The 22,263-nt window shown below is 42.7% G+C and carries 19 protein-coding genes and 2 pseudogenes; 8 read left to right on the top strand and 13 right to left on the bottom strand.

Annotated elements, in window-relative coordinates:
* Positions 1 to 309: 309 nt before the first annotated feature.
* From F988_RS14115 to F988_RS15745, 4 genes are all read right to left on the bottom strand, one after another.
* Positions 310 to 1,317, bottom strand: coding sequence for a putative solute-binding protein (locus tag F988_RS14115; protein ID WP_004683902.1), 1,008 nt, complete (start codon positions 1,315 to 1,317; stop codon positions 310 to 312).
* 207 nt (positions 1,318 to 1,524) lie between these two features.
* On the bottom strand, positions 1,525 to 2,526 hold the full coding sequence (locus tag F988_RS14110) for a putative solute-binding protein (protein WP_010589445.1): 1,002 nt from the start codon (positions 2,524 to 2,526) through the stop codon (positions 1,525 to 1,527).
* Between the two features lie 217 nt (positions 2,527 to 2,743).
* Positions 2,744 to 3,058, bottom strand: coding sequence for a putative solute-binding protein (locus tag F988_RS14105; protein WP_034426718.1), 315 nt, complete (start codon positions 3,056 to 3,058; stop codon positions 2,744 to 2,746).
* Entirely contained in the window at positions 3,055 to 3,237 is a 183-nt protein-coding gene (locus F988_RS15745) for a hypothetical protein (RefSeq protein ID WP_004683898.1), read from the bottom strand. Before F988_RS15745 ends, F988_RS14105 begins: the two co-directional genes overlap by 4 nt.
* A 302-nt stretch (positions 3,238 to 3,539) precedes the next feature.
* Between F988_RS15745 and F988_RS14090 the strand changes: the two genes are divergently transcribed.
* Together F988_RS14090 and F988_RS14085 are read left to right on the top strand one after the other, a co-directional pair.
* A complete protein-coding gene (locus F988_RS14090; protein WP_004683897.1) occupies positions 3,540 to 5,468 on the top strand; it encodes an ATP-binding cassette domain-containing protein in 1,929 nt (642 codons plus the stop codon).
* Between the two features lie 333 nt (positions 5,469 to 5,801).
* On the top strand, positions 5,802 to 6,359 hold the full coding sequence (locus F988_RS14085) for a VTT domain-containing protein (RefSeq protein WP_004683895.1): 558 nt from the start codon (positions 5,802 to 5,804) through the stop codon (positions 6,357 to 6,359).
* An 88-nt stretch (positions 6,360 to 6,447) separates the two neighbouring features.
* Here the strand turns inward: F988_RS14085 and gyrB are convergent, their stop codons facing one another.
* From gyrB to dnaA, 4 genes are all read right to left on the bottom strand, one after another.
* The gene (gyrB, locus tag F988_RS14080; RefSeq protein ID WP_004683893.1) at positions 6,448 to 8,916 is read right to left on the bottom strand and encodes a DNA topoisomerase (ATP-hydrolyzing) subunit B; all 2,469 of its coding nucleotides are present in this window, start codon (positions 8,914 to 8,916) and stop codon (positions 6,448 to 6,450) included.
* A gap of 47 nt (positions 8,917 to 8,963) precedes the next feature.
* Positions 8,964 to 10,058, bottom strand: a complete 1,095-nt coding sequence (gene recF / locus F988_RS14075) for a DNA replication/repair protein RecF (protein ID WP_004683891.1) — start codon at positions 10,056 to 10,058, stop codon at positions 8,964 to 8,966.
* Positions 10,059 to 10,086: 28 nt separating this feature from the next.
* The gene (gene dnaN / locus F988_RS14070; protein ID WP_004683890.1) at positions 10,087 to 11,235 is read right to left on the bottom strand and encodes a DNA polymerase III subunit beta; all 1,149 of its coding nucleotides are present in this window, start codon (positions 11,233 to 11,235) and stop codon (positions 10,087 to 10,089) included.
* Between the two features lie 89 nt (positions 11,236 to 11,324).
* Positions 11,325 to 12,716: a chromosomal replication initiator protein DnaA gene (gene dnaA / locus F988_RS14065; RefSeq protein WP_004683889.1), complete on the bottom strand. Its 1,392-nt coding sequence runs from the start codon at positions 12,714 to 12,716 to the stop codon at positions 11,325 to 11,327.
* Positions 12,717 to 13,382: 666 nt separating this feature from the next.
* Between dnaA and rpmH the strand changes: the two genes are divergently transcribed.
* From rpmH to F988_RS14035, 6 genes are all read left to right on the top strand, one after another.
* Entirely contained in the window at positions 13,383 to 13,517 is a 135-nt protein-coding gene (gene rpmH, locus F988_RS14060; RefSeq protein ID WP_000831329.1) for a 50S ribosomal protein L34, read from the top strand.
* Between the two features lie 27 nt (positions 13,518 to 13,544).
* Positions 13,545 to 13,940, top strand: a complete 396-nt coding sequence (rnpA, locus tag F988_RS14055) for a ribonuclease P protein component (protein ID WP_004675434.1) — start codon at positions 13,545 to 13,547, stop codon at positions 13,938 to 13,940.
* A 9-nt stretch (positions 13,941 to 13,949) separates the two neighbouring features.
* Positions 13,950 to 14,273: a membrane protein insertion efficiency factor YidD gene (gene yidD / locus F988_RS14050; RefSeq protein ID WP_004675433.1), complete on the top strand. Its 324-nt coding sequence runs from the start codon at positions 13,950 to 13,952 to the stop codon at positions 14,271 to 14,273.
* A gap of 2 nt (positions 14,274 to 14,275) precedes the next feature.
* Positions 14,276 to 16,036 carry a membrane protein insertase YidC gene (gene yidC, locus F988_RS14045; protein ID WP_004683887.1) on the top strand — a complete coding sequence of 587 codons (1,761 nt, stop codon included), beginning with the start codon at positions 14,276 to 14,278 and terminating at the stop codon, positions 16,034 to 16,036.
* A gap of 114 nt (positions 16,037 to 16,150) precedes the next feature.
* Positions 16,151 to 17,506: a tRNA uridine-5-carboxymethylaminomethyl(34) synthesis GTPase MnmE gene (gene mnmE / locus F988_RS14040; RefSeq protein WP_004683886.1), complete on the top strand. Its 1,356-nt coding sequence runs from the start codon at positions 16,151 to 16,153 to the stop codon at positions 17,504 to 17,506.
* A 784-nt stretch (positions 17,507 to 18,290) separates the two neighbouring features.
* Positions 18,291 to 18,989 carry a DsbC family protein gene (locus F988_RS14035; protein ID WP_004683885.1) on the top strand — a complete coding sequence of 233 codons (699 nt, stop codon included), beginning with the start codon at positions 18,291 to 18,293 and terminating at the stop codon, positions 18,987 to 18,989.
* A gap of 50 nt (positions 18,990 to 19,039) precedes the next feature.
* On the opposite strand, the gene F988_RS14030 is transcribed toward F988_RS14035, so the two are convergent.
* The 5 genes and pseudogenes from F988_RS14030 to F988_RS14920 form a co-directional block, all read right to left on the bottom strand.
* Positions 19,040 to 19,291 carry a GlsB/YeaQ/YmgE family stress response membrane protein gene (locus F988_RS14030; RefSeq protein WP_004683884.1) on the bottom strand — a complete coding sequence of 84 codons (252 nt, stop codon included), beginning with the start codon at positions 19,289 to 19,291 and terminating at the stop codon, positions 19,040 to 19,042.
* Between the two features lie 200 nt (positions 19,292 to 19,491).
* The gene (hpt, locus tag F988_RS14025; RefSeq protein WP_004683883.1) at positions 19,492 to 20,019 is read right to left on the bottom strand and encodes a hypoxanthine phosphoribosyltransferase; all 528 of its coding nucleotides are present in this window, start codon (positions 20,017 to 20,019) and stop codon (positions 19,492 to 19,494) included.
* A gap of 224 nt (positions 20,020 to 20,243) precedes the next feature.
* A complete protein-coding gene (gene guaD, locus F988_RS14015; RefSeq protein WP_004683880.1) occupies positions 20,244 to 21,560 on the bottom strand; it encodes a guanine deaminase in 1,317 nt (438 codons plus the stop codon).
* Positions 21,561 to 21,741: 181 nt separating this feature from the next.
* Positions 21,742 to 21,936 (bottom strand): annotated as a pseudogene (locus F988_RS14010) (glutathionylspermidine synthase family protein); the annotation flags it as partial.
* Between the two features lie 71 nt (positions 21,937 to 22,007).
* A pseudogene (locus F988_RS14920) lies at positions 22,008 to 22,205 on the bottom strand (hypothetical protein); the annotation flags it as partial.
* Between the last annotated feature and the right edge of the window lie 58 nt (positions 22,206 to 22,263).

The raw sequence follows: 22,263 nt of genomic DNA, 5'->3' as shown, positions 1-22,263 counted from the left end.
TTGGCAGAAGAAATTATTTAGACCAATGATCAAAAACTTCATTGATGACTTTATTCTCGATAAAAATCATCTGCTACCACAGAGAGTCTATAAATAACAGTGCGTAAGTCCTAATAGATTTGAAAATAGCCATCATTGCTTTTGATGGCTTTAATATATTCTTAAATCTTCTCTATTCCATTTGATTTCTTATGTCTCTGTATAATCATAATCTTAGCAGTTAAAGACAATGACTTAAATGACAATGCTTAAAAAAACAAAAAGCCTAGATAAATCTAGGCTTTAAGTGTTTACTTTAGCAATTACTGATTATTCACCAGGTAAAGCACATTCAAAGTTCGCCTTGTCTACTGAACAACGAGCTTTCTTCAATACAGACATCATGCCTGCATCGTAAATACCACGTTTAGTTAAGTCCATACGACCATCACGCATTAATTTTTGATATTTTAATTTGTCTTCAGCAGTTAAGTTCATTTTGTATTTTGCTGGGATTTCAGCTTCATAACGTTTGATCATTGCGAAAGATTTTGGAAGTTGCTTCACAAAATAATCACGCGATTTTTGACCAAAACCAGCTGGGAATTTTTCTGGGCGTAACACAAGATCCGCAGTTACTTGTAATACTGGGAAGTTGAACATCGCACCGTTAGCACCTAAACCTTTGCTCAACTCTAATGGCTTATATGCATAAGCAGGAGCGCCTACCATATCTACTTGTCCGTTGTTAAATTTAGCAGCAAAGTTAGAAATATCAGAAAGTACAGCTTGTGCACCTACGCGTTGTACCATAATTTTTTGCGCGTCGTCATGACCCAATACCGCGAATTTTTTACCCGCTGCTTTTTCGATTGAGCTAATGCTCTTATCACGCACGAAAATATAAGCCGCACCTAATGGAGCAATACCACCAATTTCGTATTTATTACCACCAAGATTGGTGGTCATTTTTGCTGCATTACGTGCATCCAGTACATAGGTAATCGCACGTTGAGCAATCTCATTACTTGGCGCACCGCCTAAAGAGTCAATAGAACCCGCAAACTTGTTGTACGGACGTGCACGCATTGCTGTCATTGCCACAGCATCACATTTACCCGCCTTAAAGTTGTTGTCCGCCACCTGCTCATCAGTAATTGCCTGAAGGTTAACGTCAGCACCCCAGCTTTTTGCAGCCAGTGCCCAGTCCTGCATCATTTTGTATGATTCACCTGACTTTCCTAATAAGTCGAATACACACACATTAACTGCCGCCTGAGTTGAGGCAGATACACCTAAGATTGAAGTTGTTGCAATAGCTAATGCAATTTTTTTCATATTTTTCATCCTTTCACAAACTTTATGTTTGTCTCCTTGTTGGAAGCAAATATTAATCATGTTTCTTGAAAAAGAATAAAGCTCGTACTCTATTTTTATATCAATATTGTTTATTTTTTGTCCTGCTTGATCTTATTCACTCATTTTCATGGGTAAATTTGTTATAAGCCGCACAATTTTTTTGTAAATTGATAATTTTTACAGGTCTTATTCACCACTGAGTGAACACTCAAAATTGGTCCGCTCCACCGTACAGCGTGCACGCTTCAGCACGCTCATCATGCTGGCATCGTACACTCCCTGTCTGGTCAAATTCATGCGTCCATCACGCAGTAGTTTCTGATAGCGGATCTTGTCTTCATTGGACAGGGTGATTCTTCTGGCATCCATGCCAGCCTCTAGACGATGTACTGTTGCGAAGTTGCCTGGTAATTTGTTGATGAACCACTGACGTGACTGTGTACCAAAATTTGCAGGGAATTTTCCAGGCTTGATAATTAAGTCGCCCGTAATGTTAACCGCTGGAAAATTGAATAATGCCCCATTTGCCATACCCTTGCTAATTTCCAGAGGTTTATATGCATAGGCAGGTGCGGCAATCACATCGACCTGACCACTGTTAAACTTCTTCACAAAGTCTGAAATGTCGGATGGCACGGCAATCAGATCAATGCTTTCAACAATCGTCTTTTGTGCCTGGTCATAGTGGAGGTAGGCGAATTTTTTGCCTTTGGCCTTTTCAATGGTGTCAATATTTTTGTCCCGAACAAAGATATAGGCCAGTCCGACTTGAATAATCCCTGCAACCTCATGTTTCTCACCCCCAACTGACGCGGTTAGACGGTGCTTGTTGCGATTATCCAACACAAAGCTAATGGCTTTTTGGGCAATGGCATTACTGGTAACCGCGCCCACAGCATCAATTGAACCCGCAAACTTGTTGTATTTACGGGCACGCATGGAGGTCATATAGACACCGTCACACTTCCCTGCATCGAAATCCTGTTCTGCTTTTTTCTCATCCTGATAAGGAATCAGCTCTATATCACCCTGCCAGTTTTTGGCGGCCAGCTTCCATTCCTCGATCAGTTTGTAAGACTCTCCAGCCCTACCCAACAAATCGAATACGCAAATTTCTTGTTTTGCCTGTACAGGAGTAGTCATGACAAATAGAGTCGCAGCACTCAATGCCAAAAGTCCTTTTTTCATTTTGTTTTCCCTTATTTGCTGTTTTTGCATATTTTTCCACTAGCGAGAGACGAATATAGTCAGATCTTGACTAAAAGCCTAGTCCTTTTATTTACATACATCGGGTTTTACTGATTTTTAATAGCACTCATCATATTTTACTCATTGATAAAATATCTATTTTCCCTATCAAATGATTTGTTCAAATCACCACACAATTCAATCTGGATTCAGATTTTTATTCACCTCCCAATGAACATTCAAAACGGGTTCTTTCCACTGAACAACGTGCCCGTTTCAAAACACCCATCATCACTGGGTCATAAATACCATCTTTGGTAAAACGGATTCGTTGCTCCCTAAAAAGTTTTTCATAATTCTCAACCTCTTCCTTAGAAATCGAATATTTATATTTTGTTGGAATGGCATCCTCAAGCCGTTTAATCATGGCAAAACTTGTTGAAATTTGTTGTATAAGCCATTCCCGTGAATTCAGAGAGAAACCTGCGGGAAAAGAGTTTGGGCGAATAATCAACTCAATCGTAATATTCACAACAGGAACGTTGTCAAACATTGCCCTGTTGTTCGCAGTCCTTTCTCAATCTCCAGAGCTTTATAGGCCTCGCCAGATTTTCCCAACAAGTCAAAAACACAAATTTTAGTATCTGTATTAACCTGCATACTTGCCCCCAACATCAGCATTGCCCCCACGGCAAGAATCCCTTTCCTCATCCCTAATCCTGTCACTATACTTCTAATCTTGTTGCTTATTTTTTCATTAAAACCAAATAATAATCTGATTTGCATCACAAAAATAGAGTAAAAACTCTATTTTTAATGATTGAATTGCTGGATTCAATCGAATTGATCTTTAGGGCAGATGGATTACGGTATTTAGATTTCATAACACACTCGACAAGGTTTGAAGCCAGAATATAATTTATGAATGAATATTGAATGGCTACCAGATAAAAATTTGCTTTCATGCACGTTCACCTTAAAATGCAGCCAACTCTTTGTAATTTTGCATGCTCATGATCCAGTTTGACCAAGTTTCATTGCGCCGTGGTGGGCGAGTCCTCTTTCAGAAAGCATCAATGCAGCTCCATCCTGGCTGGAAAATTGGCCTTACAGGCGTGAATGGTGCGGGTAAATCGACTTTGTTTGCCGCATTTCTGGGTGGCTTGGTTGCAGATGAGGGAAATCTAACTCGTCCAGCAGTTTGGACTGTGGCACACATGGCTCAGGAAATTAAAGCCTTAGAAATGCCAGCAATTGATTTTGTTTTGTCTGGTGACGAAGAATATTGGGACATTCAAGAAAAATTAGCGCATCCAGATCATCTGAGTAATGATGATTTAGCCAAATTACATGGTCGTTTTGATGAAATTCATGGCTATGCAGCACCTGCGAAAGCAGCCCAATTGATGGCAGGTTTAGGATTTCTTGATCATCAAATCCGTTTAAATGTGGCAAGCTTCTCGGGTGGTTGGCGGATGCGTTTAAACCTCGCCCGTACCTTAATGAGCCGCTCAGACCTACTGTTGCTGGATGAACCCACCAACCATTTGGATCTGGACGCAATTCTGTGGCTGGAAGACTGGCTTAAAGCCTATGAGGGCACGCTGGTGTTGATTTCACATGACCGTGACTTCCTTGATGCCATTACCGACCATATCCTGCACATCGAAAATCAGGAACTCATGCTCTATACAGGCAACTACTCCACCTTTGAAACCACCCGTAGCGAACGCTTGGCACAACAGCAACAGGCGTTTGAGAAACAACAGGAAACCCGTGCACATCTACAAAAATTTATTGACCGCTTTAAGGCCAAAGCCACCAAAGCCCGTCAGGCACAAAGTCGTATTAAACAGCTAGAGCGCATGCAACAGCTTGCGCCTGCGCATGTGGACACGCCATTTACCTTTAGCTTCCGTGAACCCAGCAAAATGAGTTCACCGCTGTTAAGTCTGGATATGGCGACAATTGGCTATGGCGATAAAATCATTGCTGAAAAAATCCGCCTGCAAATCACGCCAAGTTCACGCATTGGCTTGTTGGGGATGAATGGTGCAGGTAAATCAACCCTGATCAAAACATTGGTGGGTGATTTACCGCTCTTGGCAGGCGAGCGCAAAGCCTCTGAACTCTTGAACATCGGTTATTTTGCCCAGCATCAAATGGATGCACTGGATGCCAATGCCAGTCCAATGCTGCAACTGGCCCGCATTGCAGATAAACAAATCAGTGAAGCTTCCTTGCGCGCCTTTCTGGGTGGGTTTGGTTTTAGTGGTGAACGTATGGACACCCCATGCGAGAGCTTTTCAGGTGGTGAGCGCGCACGTCTGGCATTGGCCCTAATCGTATGGCAACGCCCAAATGTATTGATTCTGGACGAACCCACCAACCATCTGGACCTGGATATGCGTCATGCCCTGAGTATGGCATTGCAGGACTTTGAGGGTGCTGTGGTGTTGGTCTCGCACGAACGCCAACTGATTGCCAGCGTCTGCGATGATTTACTGTTGGTTCATGCAGGCAAATGCACAGAGTTTGAGGGCGATTTACAGGATTATGCGAAATGGTTGCGTGAAGCGCGCCAACAGCAGATCAACGCTCAAAATGCCCTACAGCAACAAAGCAGCAATGCACCCGCCTCAACTGCAAAAGTGGATAAGGAAGCCCAGCGAAAAGAGGCTGCCCGTCGCCGTGAACTGACCCGCCCGATTCGCAAGAACATCGAAAGGGTTGAGGCACAGATTGACAAGGTTCAACCGCGTTTAGCAGAGATTGAACAGGCTTTGGCGGATAGTGCCCTGTATGAAGCGAATCGAAAAGATGACTTGATCAAACTCATGAATGAGCAAAATGATTTAAAGGCAAAACTAGAACAATTCGAAGAACAATTGCTCACCTTCATGATGGAGTTAGAAGAATTAGAAGCGTCATTTACGCATTAATTTAAAAATATAGATCCATATATTTACTGCATAGAAATATATGGATCTTAGATTCATGTAGATATTTAAAAACCTTTAAGCCTGTTCCCAAGCTCAAATCAACATCCCCGTAACATAAATCTGTATTGAATAATGTTATTCTTTTATCTCACTTTTTAATCTCGATTAAAATTTGAATTTTCTCAAAAAATTGAGCTTTGGCTTCAGGCTAGATATACTCAAGCCCCATTATTGTAATGTTATCACCTACGAATGAATCTTGAGGGTTAGATTCGTTTAATATTTTTTGTACTGCAATTTGCTGAGTACGTTATTTGGGACACTACAAACTGAATGAACTCTTTAGACTTTCTTTTTAATTTCGAACACTTCCTGCCAATCCTAGTTCAGGAATATGGTTTATGGATTTATGCCATCCTGTTCCTGATTATTTTTTTAGAAACAGCTTTTGTGTTTATGTTCTTTTTGCCAGGCGACAGCCTGTTGCTGACCGTAGGTGCCTTGTGCTCCATGATCGAGATCATGCATCTTGGTTATATGATCAGCTTGCTTTTTGTTGCCGCAACCCTGGGTTATATGGTCAATTATCATATTGGCCGTCATTTTGGTGACCGTATCTTTAATATGGAATCTCGCTTCATCAAACAAGAATACCTACAAAAAACCAATGTGTTTTTCTTAAAGCATGGTGGGAAAACTATCCTTCTTGCCCGCTTCATTCCTTTTGCACGCTCATTTGCACCGCTAGCAGCAGGTTCAAGCAATATGAATTATACGCACTTTGTAGTTTACAATATCCTAGGTGCGTTGCTGTGGATCAGTGTTCTAGTTACTGCAGGTTATTTATTTGGTCACGCGATTATTCAAGTGAGTGATTTGGTAGATAGTTAATCCTTTAGTGTTCCACGTGAAACCTTCCCTGCTAGTTTTCAAAAAAAAGACGATGCTCCAAGGCATCGTCTTTTTTTACATTCAGAATTTAAGCGTCAATATCTGCATTGAGTGCGTTTTCTTCAATGAAGGCACGACGAGGTTCAACATCATCACCCATGAGACATGAGAACATACGATCCGCCTCAATCGCATCATCAATGGTCACTTGCAACATATTGCGATTTTCAGGATCCATCGTGGTTTCCCAAAGCTGCTCGGCATTCATCTCACCCAGACCTTTATAACGCTGGATCATCATGCCACGGCGTGAGTCCTGCAAAATATGCTGCCATACCTGATGGAAACTGTTGACCTGAATACGGCGCTCACCTTTTTGCAGATAAGCCCCCTCTTCAAGCAGCTTGAACCAGCTCTTGGCATTTTTCAGCAAACGTGCATATTCAGCAGAATTGAGCAGACCTGCATCCAGCAAATAGGCATGTGGCAAGTTATGTACATATACCGTGACACGCGGCCAGTAGTGTGCCGATTTTTCACCCAGGGAGTTTTCACGTTCAAATGATTCCAAGGTAATTTCAGGGCGCAAACTTGGCTGTAATTTTTCAATTGCCACACGCAATTGCTCAGCCCATGATTCCACATAGTCACGCTCATGGTTGTGGTCAGCCTTAAATGCCTCTAGCTCAAGCAGGCCATCCAGCAGGCTCGCAGGATAACGCTGAGTGAGGCGCTGCAAGCTCTTCTGTGACACCTGATAATCCGCAATCACACTCGCCAATGCCGCACCAGTAATTGCAGGTGCTTCCGCACTGATATGCAAGGCAAGCTCATCAATTGCATTGGAGATCAAAAACTCTTCCAGTGCATCATTGTCCTTGATGTATTGTTCGTGCTTGCCTTTCTTCAATTTGTACAGTGGTGGCTGGGCAATATAGATATAACCACGCTCAACCAGCTCTGGCATTTGACGGAAAAAGAACGTCAACAACAAGGTACGGATGTGTGAACCATCCACGTCCGCGTCAGTCATGATGATGATTTTATGATAACGTAACTTATCTGGATTATATTCTTCACGCCCGATGCCACAGCCTAAAGCCGTAATTAGCGTCCCGACTTCCTGACTGGAAATCATCTTGTCAAAGCGGGCACGCTCAACGTTGAGGATTTTACCTTTCAACGGCAAAATCGCCTGCATCTTACGGTTACGGCCCTGCTTGGCACTACCACCCGCAGAGTCACCCTCGACCAGATACAGTTCAGACAAGGCTGGATCTTTTTCCTGACAGTCCGCCAATTTTCCTGGCAAACCCGCAATATCCAGCGCACTCTTACGGCGGGTCATTTCACGGGCCTTACGCGCCGCATCACGGGCACGCGCTGCATCAATGATCTTACCTGCAATCGATTTCGCTGCTTGTGGATTTTCCAGTAAATAAGCAGAAAACTCTTTGTTCATGGCCTGCTCTACCGCAGGTTTTACTTCACTCGAAACCAATTTTTCTTTGGTTTGCGATGAGAATTTTGGATCTGGCACTTTCACTGAAACAATCGCGGTCAAGCCTTCACGAGCATCATCCCCTGTAACAGCAACTTTTTCTTTCTTTAAAATATTTTCACTTTCAAGATACTGGTTCAAACCACGGGTTAACGCCGCACGAAAACCTGCAAGGTGTGTACCACCATCTTTTTGTGGAATGTTGTTGGTAAAGCAGCGTACATTTTCCTGATAGCTGTCATTCCACTGCAAGGCAACTTCGACGGTAATCCCGTTTTCAGCATCAGCCGTGAAATGAAAAATATCATTCAGATGGGTCTTGCCTTCGTTAATGTATTTAACGAATTCAGACAGGCCACCCTCATAATCGTAGACGTGTTCAAGGTTGATCCGTTCATCACGCAATACAATCCGTACACCTGCATTGAGGAATGAAAGCTCCCTTAAACGGCGTGCCAGAATATCAACATTGAAAATGGTCTGGCTAAAGGTCAACTCACTTGGCCAGAAACGTACAACTGTACCTGTACGCTCTGTTTCACCCACCACCTTTAATGGATATTGTGAATCACCATGCTGATATTCTTGCTCGTGAATTTGACCCGCACGATAAATCGTCAACTGTAGTTTTTTCGACAAGGCGTTGACAACCGACACTCCTACACCATGCAAACCACCCGACACCTTATAGCTGTTATCATCGAACTTACCGCCCGCATGCAGGATGGTCAGGATCACTTCTGCCGCAGACACGCCCTCTTCAGGGTGTATGTCGGTTGGAATACCACGTCCGTTATCCGACACGCTGACCGATTCATCCTCATGGATGGTCACCAGAATTTCGTCACAATGACCCGCCAGGGCTTCATCAATGGCATTATCCACCACCTCAAACACCATATGGTGCAGACCAGTACCATCATCGGTGTCACCGATATACATCCCAGGACGTTTACGAACCGCGTCTAATCCACGTAATACTTTAATACTAGAGGAATCATAAGCCTTTTCATTTGTTTGTTCTGTTTGAGAGACTGATTGAGACTCTGAACTCATGGTTACTCCCTAGTAATATTGATCTATTTGAAGATGAGAAAATAAAATTATGGTGCAGCAAGACTGACTTGACCGTGAACAACATGGAATAATTGAAAAGGAATCGACAAATCATGTAAGTGTTTTAATACCGACGCATGGTCCAGGGTGGTCATAAAAACCTGACTTCCCAGCTGACTCAGTCGCTCAATTAAACGCTGTTGTGCGGCTACATCCAACTCTGCTGTCAGATCATCCAATAATACCACAGTTTCCTTGTTGCTCGCATGCAGCATTGCAATTTGTGACAGTTTTAATGCCATGATTAACAACTTTTTTTGCCCACGGGACAACACATCCGCAGCATCACTGCGCAGGGCATCGCCACCCGTTTTTAAACGCAGGTCGGCACGGTGTGGACCATACTCAGTATAGCGCCGTTCCATGTCTTTTTGATGCTGCTGCACCAGATCGTGTAGCAGTCCCTGCTCGGTATGAAAACCTGGATTGTATTCCAGCACAATCTCCAGATCAGGCAACAACTGCTTTAAATCTTCCTGAAAAAAATAGTTCCATTGCTCCACAATGCTGACCCGTTGTGAATGCAGAATTTCACCATAGTCACTCAGCATCTTGTTCCATGGTTCCAAATCAGCCAAGGTCAAGTTACGCCGTGACTTCAGCAGACTGTTCCGCTGCTTTAATGCACGTGAATAATATTGCCAGGCAAAATAGAACTCAGGTTCCACGTGGAACATCAACCAGTCCAGCAGTTGCCGCCTTGGTTTAGCTCCATGATCAATGATATCTGTACTTTGTGGGTCAATATGCTGCAAAGGCAGCAGTTTTGCCAACTGCCCCTGCGTGGCAATGGTATCACCATTGACCTTGATCAACTGCTCACCAGAAGCCAGCTTTTGCATACCAATCCGTTCACTGGCGGATTGGGCAAAAACAAGCGCATCGTCTGCATTGTACTGAATGTAATGTTTTGGTATATGGGTACGGAATGATCGGCCTGTCGCCAATAAATGAATGGCTTCCAGAACTGAAGTTTTTCCAGAACCATTTGCGCCGTAAAAAATATTAAACGGTTGCAACTCGCCGAGTGCAACCGCCTTTAAATTACGTACACGTTCGATATTTAAACGCGTGATTTGCATGTTTTAAAACTCAAACCATCAATCGCAATTAAACCCGCATCGGCATTACGACATAGGTTTGGTCTGGATGGGCTGGGTCTTGCACCAACACCGACTGATTGGCTTCGGTCATGCTCATCTTGACATCATCACCATCCAGCACACTCAGGACATCTAAAATATATTGTGCATTAAATGACATTTCCAGCGGCGCATCCTGATATTGAATGACCAGATCTTCACTGGCCTCATCCTGCTCAGGGTTATTGGCACGCAACTGCAAGGTATCCTGGCTAAAATTCAGGAAAACCCCACGCAGCTTCTCATTACTCAGAATCGCCACACGTTGCAGTGAATGTTTAAACACATCATGGGCAATTAGCACATGCTTATCACCACCACGCGGAATCACACGGCGATAATCTGGGAACTTGCCATCAATCAGCTTGGTGGTAAAACGAACAGTGATATCACCCTGCTCCTTATCACGGCTTGGCGTATTGATGGTGATATTTAACAGTTCACGGCCAATCAACAAGGTCAGTTGCTCATCCTCAATACTGAGTAAACGCTGTAATTCACCAACCGCCTTACGCGGAACAATCGCCTGAATCGATGCAGATGCTGTCGATGTAGCCGACACTTCACACAATGCCAAACGGTGACCGTCTGTTGTGACTGTACGCAATTGATTTTGATCAATTTCCAACAATGTACCCGTCAGATAGAAACGAACGTCCTGAACCGCCATGGCGAAAGAGGTTTTTTCAAACAATCTTTTTAATTCACGCTGTGTGACCTGCACCTGTGTACCCTGACTGTTTTCAGTCGTCAGTAATGGATAATCCTCGGCAGGAAGCGTACCCAGAACAAAGCGGCTATTGCCTGATTTCAGGATACAACGCTGGTCTTCAGTAATTTGTAGGTCAATCAAGGCTGCTGTCGGGAGGGATTTACAAATTTCGACCAGTTTACGTGCTGGAACAGTCGTTTCGCCAGCCTGCAAACAGGCACCCTCAGCCAGCGTGGTGCTTGCCACCAGTTCAACTTCCAAATCAGAACCCGTAATGGTTAAAGCCTGTTGAGTGGTTTGAATTTTGACATTAGAAAGAATATTCAAGGTGTGACGACGCTCAACCGCCCCCACCACATGCGATAAAACATTGAGTAAACTTTCTTTAGCGATTTTCAAACGCACGATTTATTCCTCTTACAACAGAAGCCGATATGAATGTTAGCAGTGTACTATGCTGCACTTAAAAGCAGTTTGCAACTCTGAAAAATGAATTAACTTTGTAAAAGACGCAGCAGGTTTTTATAGTCTTCATTAAAAATTGGATCTTGCTCACGTAGGCTAGCCACTTTTTCACAGGCATGCATCACTGTACTGTGGTCACGCCCACCAAATGCCATGCCAATCTCTGGAAAACTGTCACCTGTCAGTTCACGCGCCAACCCCATTGCCAACTGGCGTGGGCGTGCATAGATACGAGTACGTTTTGGCCCCACCAGTTCCTTGAGTGGAATACGGAAATATTCACTGACCACACGCTGAATGTTTTCCACACTGATGGTACGGGCACGAATTGCCAACACGTCTTTCAAGGACTCACGCACCACATCCAGATCAATGGCTGTCCCCTTGAAACGGGAAATAGCCACCACCTTATTCAATGCCCCCTCAAGCTCACGCACATTGGCAACCACTTGCTGGGCAATAAACAGGGCACAGTTGCGGGGTAAATCGACACCACTGTTTTCAGCTTTCTTCAATAGAATTTCAATACGGGTTTCAATATCTGGTGGTTCAACCCCCACCGACAATCCCCATGAAAAACGAGAGACCAAACGCGGATCAAGCTCAGTTAATTCTTTTGGATAACGGTCAGATGTTAAAATAATTTGTTTAGATTCATCGAGTAAAGCATTAAAAGTATAGAAAAACTCGACCAAACTCGCCTCTTTACCTGCGAGTAAATGAATATCATCGACCAACAACAAATCTAAAGAACGACAATTTTTCTTAAATTCTTCAACCTTACCTTTTTGTAGTGAACTGACAAAATCCTGTACAAAACTTTCCGAGGTCATATACATCACACGCGCATTTGGCTTGGCTTGTAACAGCGCATTTCCGACAGCTTGCATCAAGTGTGTTTTACCCAAACCTGTTGGACCATATAAAAATAAAGGATTGTGCTGAGACGCACCAAGCTGGGTCAAAACCTTGCGGCAGGTTTCCGCAGCCATCTGGTTGGAACGGCCTTCCACAAACAGTGAAAAAGTGAATTGCGGGTTGAGCTGTCTTTTCTTTGGTGATTTCGCTGTGTTTTGACTTGGCTGGACCAGATCAGGCTCTTTCTTGATACGTGTTGGAATAGTCTGGGTATTTAAAGCGGCAGTCGTGGTTGCTGGCTGCTCACTGGAAGACAAAATCGTACCAGGGCGGGAATCAACCAGGATCTCAACCTGACGAATCCGCCCTTCAGACAACTGTTCCGCCAAAATTGAAATGAGTTCCAGATGATTATCTTGAATATAACGTGTCCAATAAGGGTTAGGTGCGTATAAACGCATGACTCCATCAACCTCTTCGGCAACCAAAGGACGAATCCACATCGCAAAGACGTTATCAGAGAGCTCTTGTCGCAAGCGAGTTAAGCAGTCTGTCCAGAGCATGTGCATCCCCTATCTATCCATTTTAAATTCAAAAATAAAAACCGTTACCCTCATCTTTCAAAGGGGTCGCCATTCTAACCAAGTTATCCACATCTGTCAGGACAATTTATGAGACTTTCGCTGAAAAAGACAGCATTTGTTTATAAATTTAAATTCAAAACAGCATGTGTATAACTTTTTGCACAAGCTGTGGATAATTTTAAGCTCAAAGTTATCCACAAACTATATTATTGATAAAAACATGCTTATCCACAGCATAAATTTATGTTTATTCAAAAAAAAACACCACTTTCCACAGAATAAATCCACACTAATAAGAATAAATTTAAATTTTAAAATTTGAATTTACTTATAAGGTTTACCTGTTTTGTGGATAACTGAGCATATCGAAATTTAAATTCAAAATCCAAGAATTAAATTTAAATTAGAAAGCGGGTTGTTGATAAACCTGTTTGTAAACTGGGAAAATAAACGAATGCTGATATAATTTAACCAGATAGCTTGTGTATATTTTTTGTTTTCAATAAAAGCATGTAACTGCATGCAGGTTTATTGCTTCAAAACAGAACAAACAAAATGTAAAGTTTTTGATTTTCCATTGACAGCGTAAACATTGCACAATAAAATCGCGGACCTTTATAGAAAGATCATTTTGGGAGTTTCGATATGAAACGTACTTTCCAACCATCTGAATTAAAGCGTAAACGCGTTCATGGTTTCCGCGCTCGTATGGCTACTAAAGCAGGTCGTCAAGTTTTAGCTCGTCGTCGTGCAAAAGGTCGTCATAGCTTAACCGTTTAATACTGTTAAGCTGACCAGACTTGGGTGATGGCACTTTACAGTTTCGGCATTGAATCTCGTATTCGTTGTGCTGCAGATTATAAAAGTGTGTTTGATGGTGCACTTTTTAAAGTGCACCAGCCCCATTTCCTTTTTTTAGCAAAATTAACCGAACAGCCAAATAGCCGTTTGGGTATTGTCGTTGCTAAAAAGAAAGTACGTCGTGCTCATGAACGAAATCGAATAAAACGTCTTGCTCGGGAGAGCTTTCGCTTACACAAAGTGCAATTTAATGCTGATATCGATATTGTGGTAATGCCTAAAGTTGGTATAGAAGCAATCGCAAATCAAGAATTACATCAACAATTAGAGTTTGCTTGGCAAAAATTACAACGCTTAGCAAAAAAGCATTCAAAAGCTGTTATAACATCTTCACAAAATTAGAGATCTCCAATGGTACAATTACTACATTGGTTGATAAGATGTTACCAGATTGCTATTAGTCCATTATTGGGTCCTCGTTGTCGCTATATTCCTACCTGCTCGCAATATGCGATTGAAGCATTGCAAACACACGGTGCGGTCAAAGGTGTCTGGTTATCGACTAAACGAATTTGCCGTTGTCATCCTTGGGGCGGCTCAGGCTACGATCCAGTACCACGCAAAGCACTTCGTTTTATTTCGTTTCATCAAATAGATTCTCAAATGCATCACGTTGCTGTACCCTTTCGTGATCGTTTATTCAAGCAAAATCTCTCTAACCATTTGGGATTATAGATATGCAACAATGGGCCAGATTTGCAATTCTTGGAGCCATGTTTGTTACCGCATATTTGCTTATTTTGGCTTGGCAAAAAGATTATGGTCATGCTGCACCAGCACCGCAACAACAAGCGGCTGCTGTGACTGCACATGAAGTATCTGCAGATTTGCCAAACGCTCAAAATGCAACAGCGGCTTCAGACTTGCCACAAGCAAATGTGACTGCATCACAAACCACAGAACATAATACATCTGTGAGTCAGCAACTGATTTCAGTACAAACTGATCTTTATCATCTGTGGATCAATCCAAAAGGTGGTGATATTGTCCGTATTGAATTGTTAAGCCATGATGAAAGCAAAGACAGCGATAAACCGTTTGTCATGCTGGAAAGCGATGCGAAACGTACCTACGTCGCTCAATCGGGGTTAATTGGTTTAAATGGACCAGATAGCAGCCGTGGCGGTCGTCCAATGTATGATGTTGAGAAAACAGCATACACCTTGGCAGATGCGAAAAGTGTAGCGTCGAAAGATGGTAAAACACATCAAGTATTGACTGTGCCGTTGGTATTTAAAACACCTGAAGGTGTGGAAGTGATTAAATCGTTCACTTTCACGCAAGGTGATTACCCAATTACTGTTAAACATCAAGTTGTTAACCGTAGCCAGCAAAACTGGCAAGGTCAAATGTTTGGTCAGCTGAAACGTGATAATTCTGATGATCCAGGGAAGTCTTCTCAAGGTATTTTCACACTAGGTACCTATCTAGGTGGAGCATGGGGTACACCTGAAGAGCCATATAATAAGTTAAAATTTGCCAATTTTAATGACGAAAAATTAAATGTTGAAGCCAAAGGCGGCTGGGTTGCCATGGTTCAGCATTATTTTGTGAGCGCATGGATTCCTGGGAATTTAAAACTCACTCAGGCCGATGGTCAGCCATATAATGCAAAATTAGAGTCACGTCAGTCTACGGACGGCATGAATATCATAGGCTTCACCTCTCCAGTGATCAATGTACCTGCAGGTACTTCAATGGAAGTGGATGCTAAACTGTATTCAGGTCCAAAAATCCAATCTGAACTCAAAGACTTGGCTGCTGGTTTAAACCAAACTGTTGATTACGGTTGGTTATGGCCAATTGCGAAATTATTGTTCTTGGGCTTGCAATTCTTCCATAACATTATTGGTAACTGGGGCTGGTCAATTATCTTATTGACGATCTTGGTGAAGTTGATTTTATGGCCACTTTCTTCAAAAAGTTATCGTTCGATGGCGAAAATGCGTGTGATTGCACCAGAAATGCAACGCATGAAAGAAGAATTTGGTGAAGACCGCATGCGTTTCTCACAAGAAATGATGGCGCTCTATAAGCGTGAACAGGTTAACCCTCTGTCTGGTTGCTTGCCATTGCTATTGCAAATGCCAATTTTCCTAGCCTTGTATTGGGTATTGATGGAATCGGTTGAACTGCGTCATGCACCGTGGTTAGGTTGGATTCAAGATTTATCTGCGATGGATCCATGGTTTATCTTGCCGTTGATCATGGGTGTCACCATGTATGTTCAGCAGATGCTTAACCCACAACCAACGGATCCAATGCAGGCAAAAGTATTCCGTATCATGCCAATCATGTTTACGGTATTCATGTTGTTCTTCCCTGCGGGCTTAGTGCTTTACTGGATCGTCAACAATAGTATTACCATTTTGCAACAATGGTTTATTAACAAAAGCGTCGAAAAAGACCGTCTCAACAAGGTTGAGCCGAGCGCTTAAGTCCGAACTTTTACTGAATAAATCCGCTTAAGATGGTAATCTTGGGCGGATTTTTCTTTGTCTGTATTTAGGGTTCCTGTTTCATAACCCTTGTGTTTTTTAGGTGAATTTAACATGCAACATCAAACCACAATTGCTGCGATAGCTACCCCATTAGGTCGTGGTGGTGTGGGCGTGATTCGACTTTCTGGACCAAAAGCTTATGCGATTGCAGAACAGTTGACCCATAAACAATTACCTGCTCCACGTATGGCAGGTTTCCGTCAGTTTTGTGATGCCGATGGCTCAGTGATGGATGAAGGGATTGTGTTGTGTTTTCCTAATCCCCATTCGTTTACGGGCGAAGATGTGGTGGAATTACAGGGGCATGGTGGTCCTGTTATCCAAAATGCTTTGCTGGCACGTTTGCTCGATCTGGGCGCGAGTGCTGCAAAAGCGGGTGAGTTTTCTATGCGTGCCTTTGAAAATGGCAAAATGGATTTAGTACAAGCAGAAGCAATTGCCGATTTGATTGATGCCACTTCACAGGCGGCAGCACGTTCTGCCGTTCGCTCTTTGCAAGGTGTATTCTCAACCAAAATTAATACAGTTTTAGAAAAACTCATTCACTTACGTTTGCATGTTGAAGCTGCGATTGATTTCCCTGAAGAAGAAATTGATTTCCTTGCTGATGGCAAGATTTTGGCTTTGTTGGATGAGGTACAGGACTCAGTTCAAGCGGTACAGCAGTCTGCTCGTCAAGGACAGCTATTACGTGAAGGTTTACAGGTGGTAATTGCGGGTAAACCAAATGCGGGTAAATCGAGCCTGTTAAACGCACTGGCGGGCCATGAACGTGCTATTGTGACGGATATTGCAGGCACCACCCGAGATGTGCTGCATGAAAAGATCAGTTTGAATGGTTTGCCGATCACCCTAACTGACACTGCTGGTTTACGTGAAACGGGCGATATTGTCGAGCAGGAAGGGATTCGTCGTGCGATCAAGGAAATTGAACAGGCGGATTTATTGCTGTTGGTGTATGACTTGAATCAAGGTGATGAGCCATTGCAATTAGCGCATGAATATTTTTCAGAGCATCTTGAGCCAAAACGTTTGCTATTGATTGGCAATAAATGCGATTTAACGGGGCAAGATGCCACATTACGTGATTATCAAGGCTTCCGTCATATCAGTGTCTCCGCAAAACAAGATATGGGGGTTCAGGCACTCATAGAGGCGATTACAGCGCATGCGGGCTTCCAGCCTGAAGAAGACACCTTTATCGCCCGAACACGTCATTTAGATGCAATGAAGCGTACTCAGCGCTATCTTGCAGAAGCACGTGAGCAGTTAGTTGTGTTTAATGCAGGTGAATTGGTCGCAGAATCATTGCGACTGGCTCAAAATGCGTTGGGCGAAATCACTGGTGATTTCAGTGCTGATGATTTACTCGGAAAGATTTTTGGTTCATTCTGTATTGGAAAGTAATTTGAACCTATTTTATTGGCTCTAGACTAGCAGATTACCCTTAATTTTACCTAATTAGATTCCTTGAAAATAGTTTTTATCAAAACGAATTTTAAGCATCATTGTGAATCTGGATATGACCCAATGAACGCTTGTGGTGGAATTATTCCAAAATTTAATGCGATGATCTACCTTATTCTGGTTTTATCCGAATAGCCGTAAAACCTCGGGGTTTAGCCCGAGGATATAAGGCTGCAATCCGCTAGTCCCCCTTGTGGGGATTAGCTAGGATTGCTAAAAACATTTGGATCTAGTAATCCATGTGCTATGATAATTATGTTGTATATTTTTAGTCAGCAGACTGATACAACACGAAAAAAACAGTTTTCCCCATTGTAATCCGTGCGCTCTTTGCAATCCGAAAGGTAGGACTACATTGGAATAAGAAGCAGAGAACTATAGTATCTGTTTCGTGGCAGGACATTGCCATCTAGCAGTAGGAATCCCCCTCCTTTAGGTCGGGGAGGATGTCAAATTTATATGTCAACATGTTGTGATATTTATTGTTAGTTTATTACCAAACTGGAATGTGTATTAAGGAGTTTCTTTGAGAATCAACGGAAGTGTTTCACGTTGAACACAGATACAACTGGGTCTTTGAATATGAAAATCTATGATTTTAGAATGAATGTTCCACGTGGAACTTTTTGACACAGGTTAGATTTTGGTTGTGACTGAGTAAGCTGTGCAATTTATGAGGATAAGCTTGATTAGAATAGCGCTAATTTTGAGTTGAGTATGAGACATGTTGAAAAGAATTGCTTTATTTTCATTATTGAGTTGTGCGTCTGCGATGATTTTTGCAAATGTAGAAACCTTAAAAAATAATTTAAATCAGCAATATCCCAATATTCATGTTAGTAATATTCAAGCAACAGAAATGACAGGACTATACAGTGCCAATTTAGATAATCAGATTATTTATTTGGATGAAAATGCCCAACATATGTTTATTGGTTCGATGGTTCGTTTAAAAGATCAAAAGAATCTGACCAAGGACTTGGTTCTAAAGCAAAATTCAATTGACTGGAAACAATTACCTTTAAAAGATGCAATAAAAACGGTAAAGGGCAATGGCAAACAGCAGCTCGCTATTTTTTCAGATCCGAATTGCCCCTATTGTAAGAAATTAGAAGCTGAACTGGATAAGCTCAATGATGTCACCATTTATACGTTTATCTATCCATTAAAAGCACAATCAATTACGGTTTCAAAATCGATTTGGTGTGATCCTAACCAAGCTTACGCGTGGAAAAACTTATTGCAGAAGAATGCACAGCCTAAAGAAAAAACCTGTGCCAACCCGATTGAGCGTAATCTGGCACTGGGACGTAAACTGGGCGTTGAGGGCACCCCTACCCTGATTTTTGAGACGGGTTTTAAAATGACGGGTGTACGGAGTGCCGAGGAAATTCAGTTGATCTGGAAAGAACTGGGCTTATAAATAAACAACTCCCAAACCATTACACCATGAATTGGGAGTATTCAAACGGTTTAGGCTTTTTTGCTGACCAGATTGTAAATAAACAGAACAATCACTGCACCAATCACAGAGGCAATAAATCCTGCCGCCGAATTTTCGCCGTATAGGCCCAGCAAACGGCCACCGTAGGTTGCCAGCAACGAACCTGCGATACCCAGCAGGGTGGTTACAATAAAGCCTGCCTTGTCATCTCCAGGGTGCAACGCACGGGCAATCAAACCCGCAAAGAAACCCACTACAATCGCCACAATTAGAGACCACATTGTCTTTTCTCCTTGTTTTAACAACGGTATTCATAATTATCCTGCTTGATTAGAGCAGCTTTTGTCTGTAGTGGATTGCCCACTTATGTCGTATTTTTGTGCAGTCTTTAGCAGTGTTTGATTAATGGGGCGATATAAAAAAAGGAGCTTTGCAGCCCCTGAGTAGAGCACGGCCTTTGGCCGCGCACAGGAATATGGATTTAAAGACCAATCTCACCAATAAATGGCAAGTGACGGTATTTCTGGTCAAAGTCGAGGCCATAACCCACAATAAAACGGTCCTCAACCTCAAAGCCTAAAAACTTCACTACCAGGTCAATCTCACGGCGTGATGGCTTGCTTACCAGCGTACACAGTTCAATTGAGTTTGGATTACGGGTTTTAAGCATCTCAACCACTTTGCTCAAGGTATTGCCCGAATCAATAATATCCTCAACTACCAGCACATCTTTACCATGAATCTCACCATCCAAGTCTTTCAGAATTTTGACATCACGGGTTGAAACAGTGCCACCGCCATAGCTTGAAACGGTCATAAAATCGAGTTCATGCGGCTTTTCAATGGCACGGCACAAATCTGCCATAAAAATGACTGAACCACGCAGTAAACCAATCAATACCAGTTCCTTGTCACTTTGAGCATAGTGTGCATTGATTTTTTCACCGAGTTGTTTCACTTTGGCTTGAATCTCTTCACTGGAAATCATAATGCGCATTGCAATGGTCATTGGCAGATTCCTAAAACGTAAAAAATGGGAAATAAAAAAGGTGTTGACCTGCAACACCTCGAAATCTTGAGCGAATATGCGAATTTTAAAACAAAATCACCGTTCATGCACCTTTTGATGGTGCAAAAAATGTATCCTTTTTCGGCTGATGACTGTCACGTCTCAGTAGTGCAGCACAGCAGCTTACCAATAAAATCCACCCAATTTTTCGTTTATTCAAAACTTTAGCTTTGGCTATAGGCTTTTTGTCCATAGATATAGGTTACCTCAATATTTCGGTCATCGCCCATGGTAAACAAGGCAAATAGGCTATCCTCGATTGACTTTGAACGTGACTGGCGCAGTTGCTGCAATGCGGTTGGCTTGAGATTTAACACCACAAAATCAGCTTCCTTACCCACATTAAAGTTACCGAGTTTGTCATCCAAGTCGAGGGCTTTTGCACCGCCCAGTGTTGCATGGTACAGCGATTCAAACGCGGACAATTTGTCACCTTGCAACTGTTGTACCTTGTAGGCCTCATTGACGGTCTGCAACAAGCTAAACGAGGTCCCTGCCCCAATGTCGGTCCCGAGACCGACTTTAACTTGCTGTTGCCATGTTTTTTTCAATGGAAACAAGCCACTGCCCAAAAACAGGTTTGAGGTTGGACAGAATGCAATGGCGGAGTCGGTGTCATGCATACATTGCCATTCTTGATCTTCCAGATGCACACAATGTGCAAACACCGAACGGTTTCCTGTTAAACCATAATGATGATAAACATCTAAATAACCCTTTTGTGCTGGGAATAAATCTTTAACCCATGCAATTTCATCTTTATTTTCGCTTAGATGAGTATGTACATAAACATCAGGATATTCAGCTTTGAGTTGCCTTGCTCTTTCAAGTTGTTCAGGTGTAGAGGTTGGTGCAAAACGTGGGGTAATGGCATATAAGGCACGTCCCTGACCATGCCATTTTTCAATCAATGCTTTGGAGTCGTTATAGGCACTCTCGGCAGTGTCACACAGTGCTTCTGGTGCATGACGATCCATCATCACCTTGCCCGCAATTAAGCGCATCTGCTGCTGTGCTGCGGCTTCAAACAAGGCATCCACCGATTCAGGATGCACGGTACAGAACACCAGTGCAGTTGTTGTACCATTTTTAAGCAGTTCCTCTACAAAGAACTTTGCAATCTGTTGTGCATAGGCTTTGTCCTTGAACTGGATTTCGGTGGGAAAGGTGTAGGTGTTGAGCCAGCTTAACAGCTGTTCACCATAGGCCCCGACCATTTCAGTTTGTGGGAAATGGATATGGGTGTCGATCATGCCTGGAATGATCAATTGTTCAGGATAATGCTGAACTTCGACATTGGCAGGAAGATGGGGCTGGGCATCATTCCAAGTGCCAAACCAGAGAATTTGACCTTGTTCAGCGATTAGCAAACCATCTTCGATATAACGAACCTGATCAATAATATCTTGTGCCTGGGAAACAGTTTTTTGGATATCCAGGAAGCGACCACGAACGACCGTGATGGGAGTAGTCAAAGTCATAACAACCTACAATGTTTTTCGTCGATTGTACCCGATTTTATTCAGCTTACTGGATTATTCGCCTAATTTAGGCCATTAAAACGTATGTAAATGTGAGTAATGAATTGAATCAATTCACTTTATTTTTGGGCGGAAATGGGTAAATTGTCAGCAATAATTATACCCTTTGAGAAAAATACATATGTATTACTGGAATACCAAGGCTTTCCCAGATCCATTCCCACGGGTAAAGCTTAAACAGGTTATGAATCGGGCGATTGTTCAGGTCAACAAAACCCTGCCCATCCCAGCCAATATTCTCCATCGACAGTTCAGAGACCTGTAGTTGCGCCTGATAAGCGGTATCCATCAGGTATTCCAGATTGCCCCAATCTTTTGGTGCTCAAGCTGCCAGTCGGTACGCGGTGCGAGGATTTTTCTTTTCATACAAAATTTCAGTTTTCCTGATCAGCCACCAAACGAAGAACCACCACGGCCAAAACCACCACGAACAGGTGAGGAGGCAGAGTAACTTTTTGACGTTGTTGAGATCATGGGCTGCCCGACACTAAGGTTGCTGCGCGGACGTAGGGTATTGCCGCGAAAGGATATTTCCCGATTGCCCTGATAATACTGTGGGCCGAGGTAACGTCCAGAACCAAAACTGCCGTATTATGTTTCTGATTAGGAAAGATAAAAGCTTTAAGCCGCCATATGATATTGA

The organism is Acinetobacter parvus DSM 16617 = CIP 108168 (genome assembly GCF_000368025.1).
In the GTDB taxonomy this organism is placed as follows: Bacteria; Pseudomonadota; Gammaproteobacteria; order Pseudomonadales; family Moraxellaceae; genus Acinetobacter; species Acinetobacter parvus.
This window is presented reverse-complemented; position numbering and strand designations above follow the sequence as displayed.

Excerpts from the sequence above, each read along its gene's own strand:
- F988_RS14115 (WP_004683902.1), bottom strand. The coding sequence starts at position 1,317 with ATGAAAAAAATTGCATTAGCTATTGCAACAACTTCAATCTTAGGTGTA.
- F988_RS14110 (WP_010589445.1), bottom strand. The coding sequence starts at position 2,526 with ATGAAAAAAGGACTTTTGGCATTGAGTGCTGCGACTCTATTTGTCATG.
- F988_RS15745 (WP_004683898.1), bottom strand. The coding sequence starts at position 3,237 with ATGAGGAAAGGGATTCTTGCCGTGGGGGCAATGCTGATGTTGGGGGCA.
- F988_RS14090 (WP_004683897.1), top strand. The coding sequence starts at position 3,540 with ATGATCCAGTTTGACCAAGTTTCATTGCGCCGTGGTGGGCGAGTCCTC.
- F988_RS14085 (WP_004683895.1), top strand. The coding sequence starts at position 5,802 with ATGAACTCTTTAGACTTTCTTTTTAATTTCGAACACTTCCTGCCAATC.
- gyrB (WP_004683893.1), bottom strand. The coding sequence starts at position 8,916 with ATGAGTTCAGAGTCTCAATCAGTCTCTCAAACAGAACAAACAAATGAA.
- recF (WP_004683891.1), bottom strand. The coding sequence starts at position 10,058 with ATGCAAATCACGCGTTTAAATATCGAACGTGTACGTAATTTAAAGGCG.
- dnaA (WP_004683889.1), bottom strand. The coding sequence starts at position 12,716 with ATGCTCTGGACAGACTGCTTAACTCGCTTGCGACAAGAGCTCTCTGAT.
- rpmH (WP_000831329.1), top strand. The coding sequence starts at position 13,383 with ATGAAACGTACTTTCCAACCATCTGAATTAAAGCGTAAACGCGTTCAT.
- rnpA (WP_004675434.1), top strand. The coding sequence starts at position 13,545 with ATGGCACTTTACAGTTTCGGCATTGAATCTCGTATTCGTTGTGCTGCA.
- yidD (WP_004675433.1), top strand. The coding sequence starts at position 13,950 with ATGGTACAATTACTACATTGGTTGATAAGATGTTACCAGATTGCTATT.
- yidC (WP_004683887.1), top strand. The coding sequence starts at position 14,276 with ATGCAACAATGGGCCAGATTTGCAATTCTTGGAGCCATGTTTGTTACC.
- mnmE (WP_004683886.1), top strand. The coding sequence starts at position 16,151 with ATGCAACATCAAACCACAATTGCTGCGATAGCTACCCCATTAGGTCGT.
- F988_RS14035 (WP_004683885.1), top strand. The coding sequence starts at position 18,291 with ATGTTGAAAAGAATTGCTTTATTTTCATTATTGAGTTGTGCGTCTGCG.
- F988_RS14030 (WP_004683884.1), bottom strand. The coding sequence starts at position 19,291 with ATGTGGTCTCTAATTGTGGCGATTGTAGTGGGTTTCTTTGCGGGTTTG.
- hpt (WP_004683883.1), bottom strand. The coding sequence starts at position 20,019 with ATGACCATTGCAATGCGCATTATGATTTCCAGTGAAGAGATTCAAGCC.
- guaD (WP_004683880.1), bottom strand. The coding sequence starts at position 21,560 with ATGACTTTGACTACTCCCATCACGGTCGTTCGTGGTCGCTTCCTGGAT.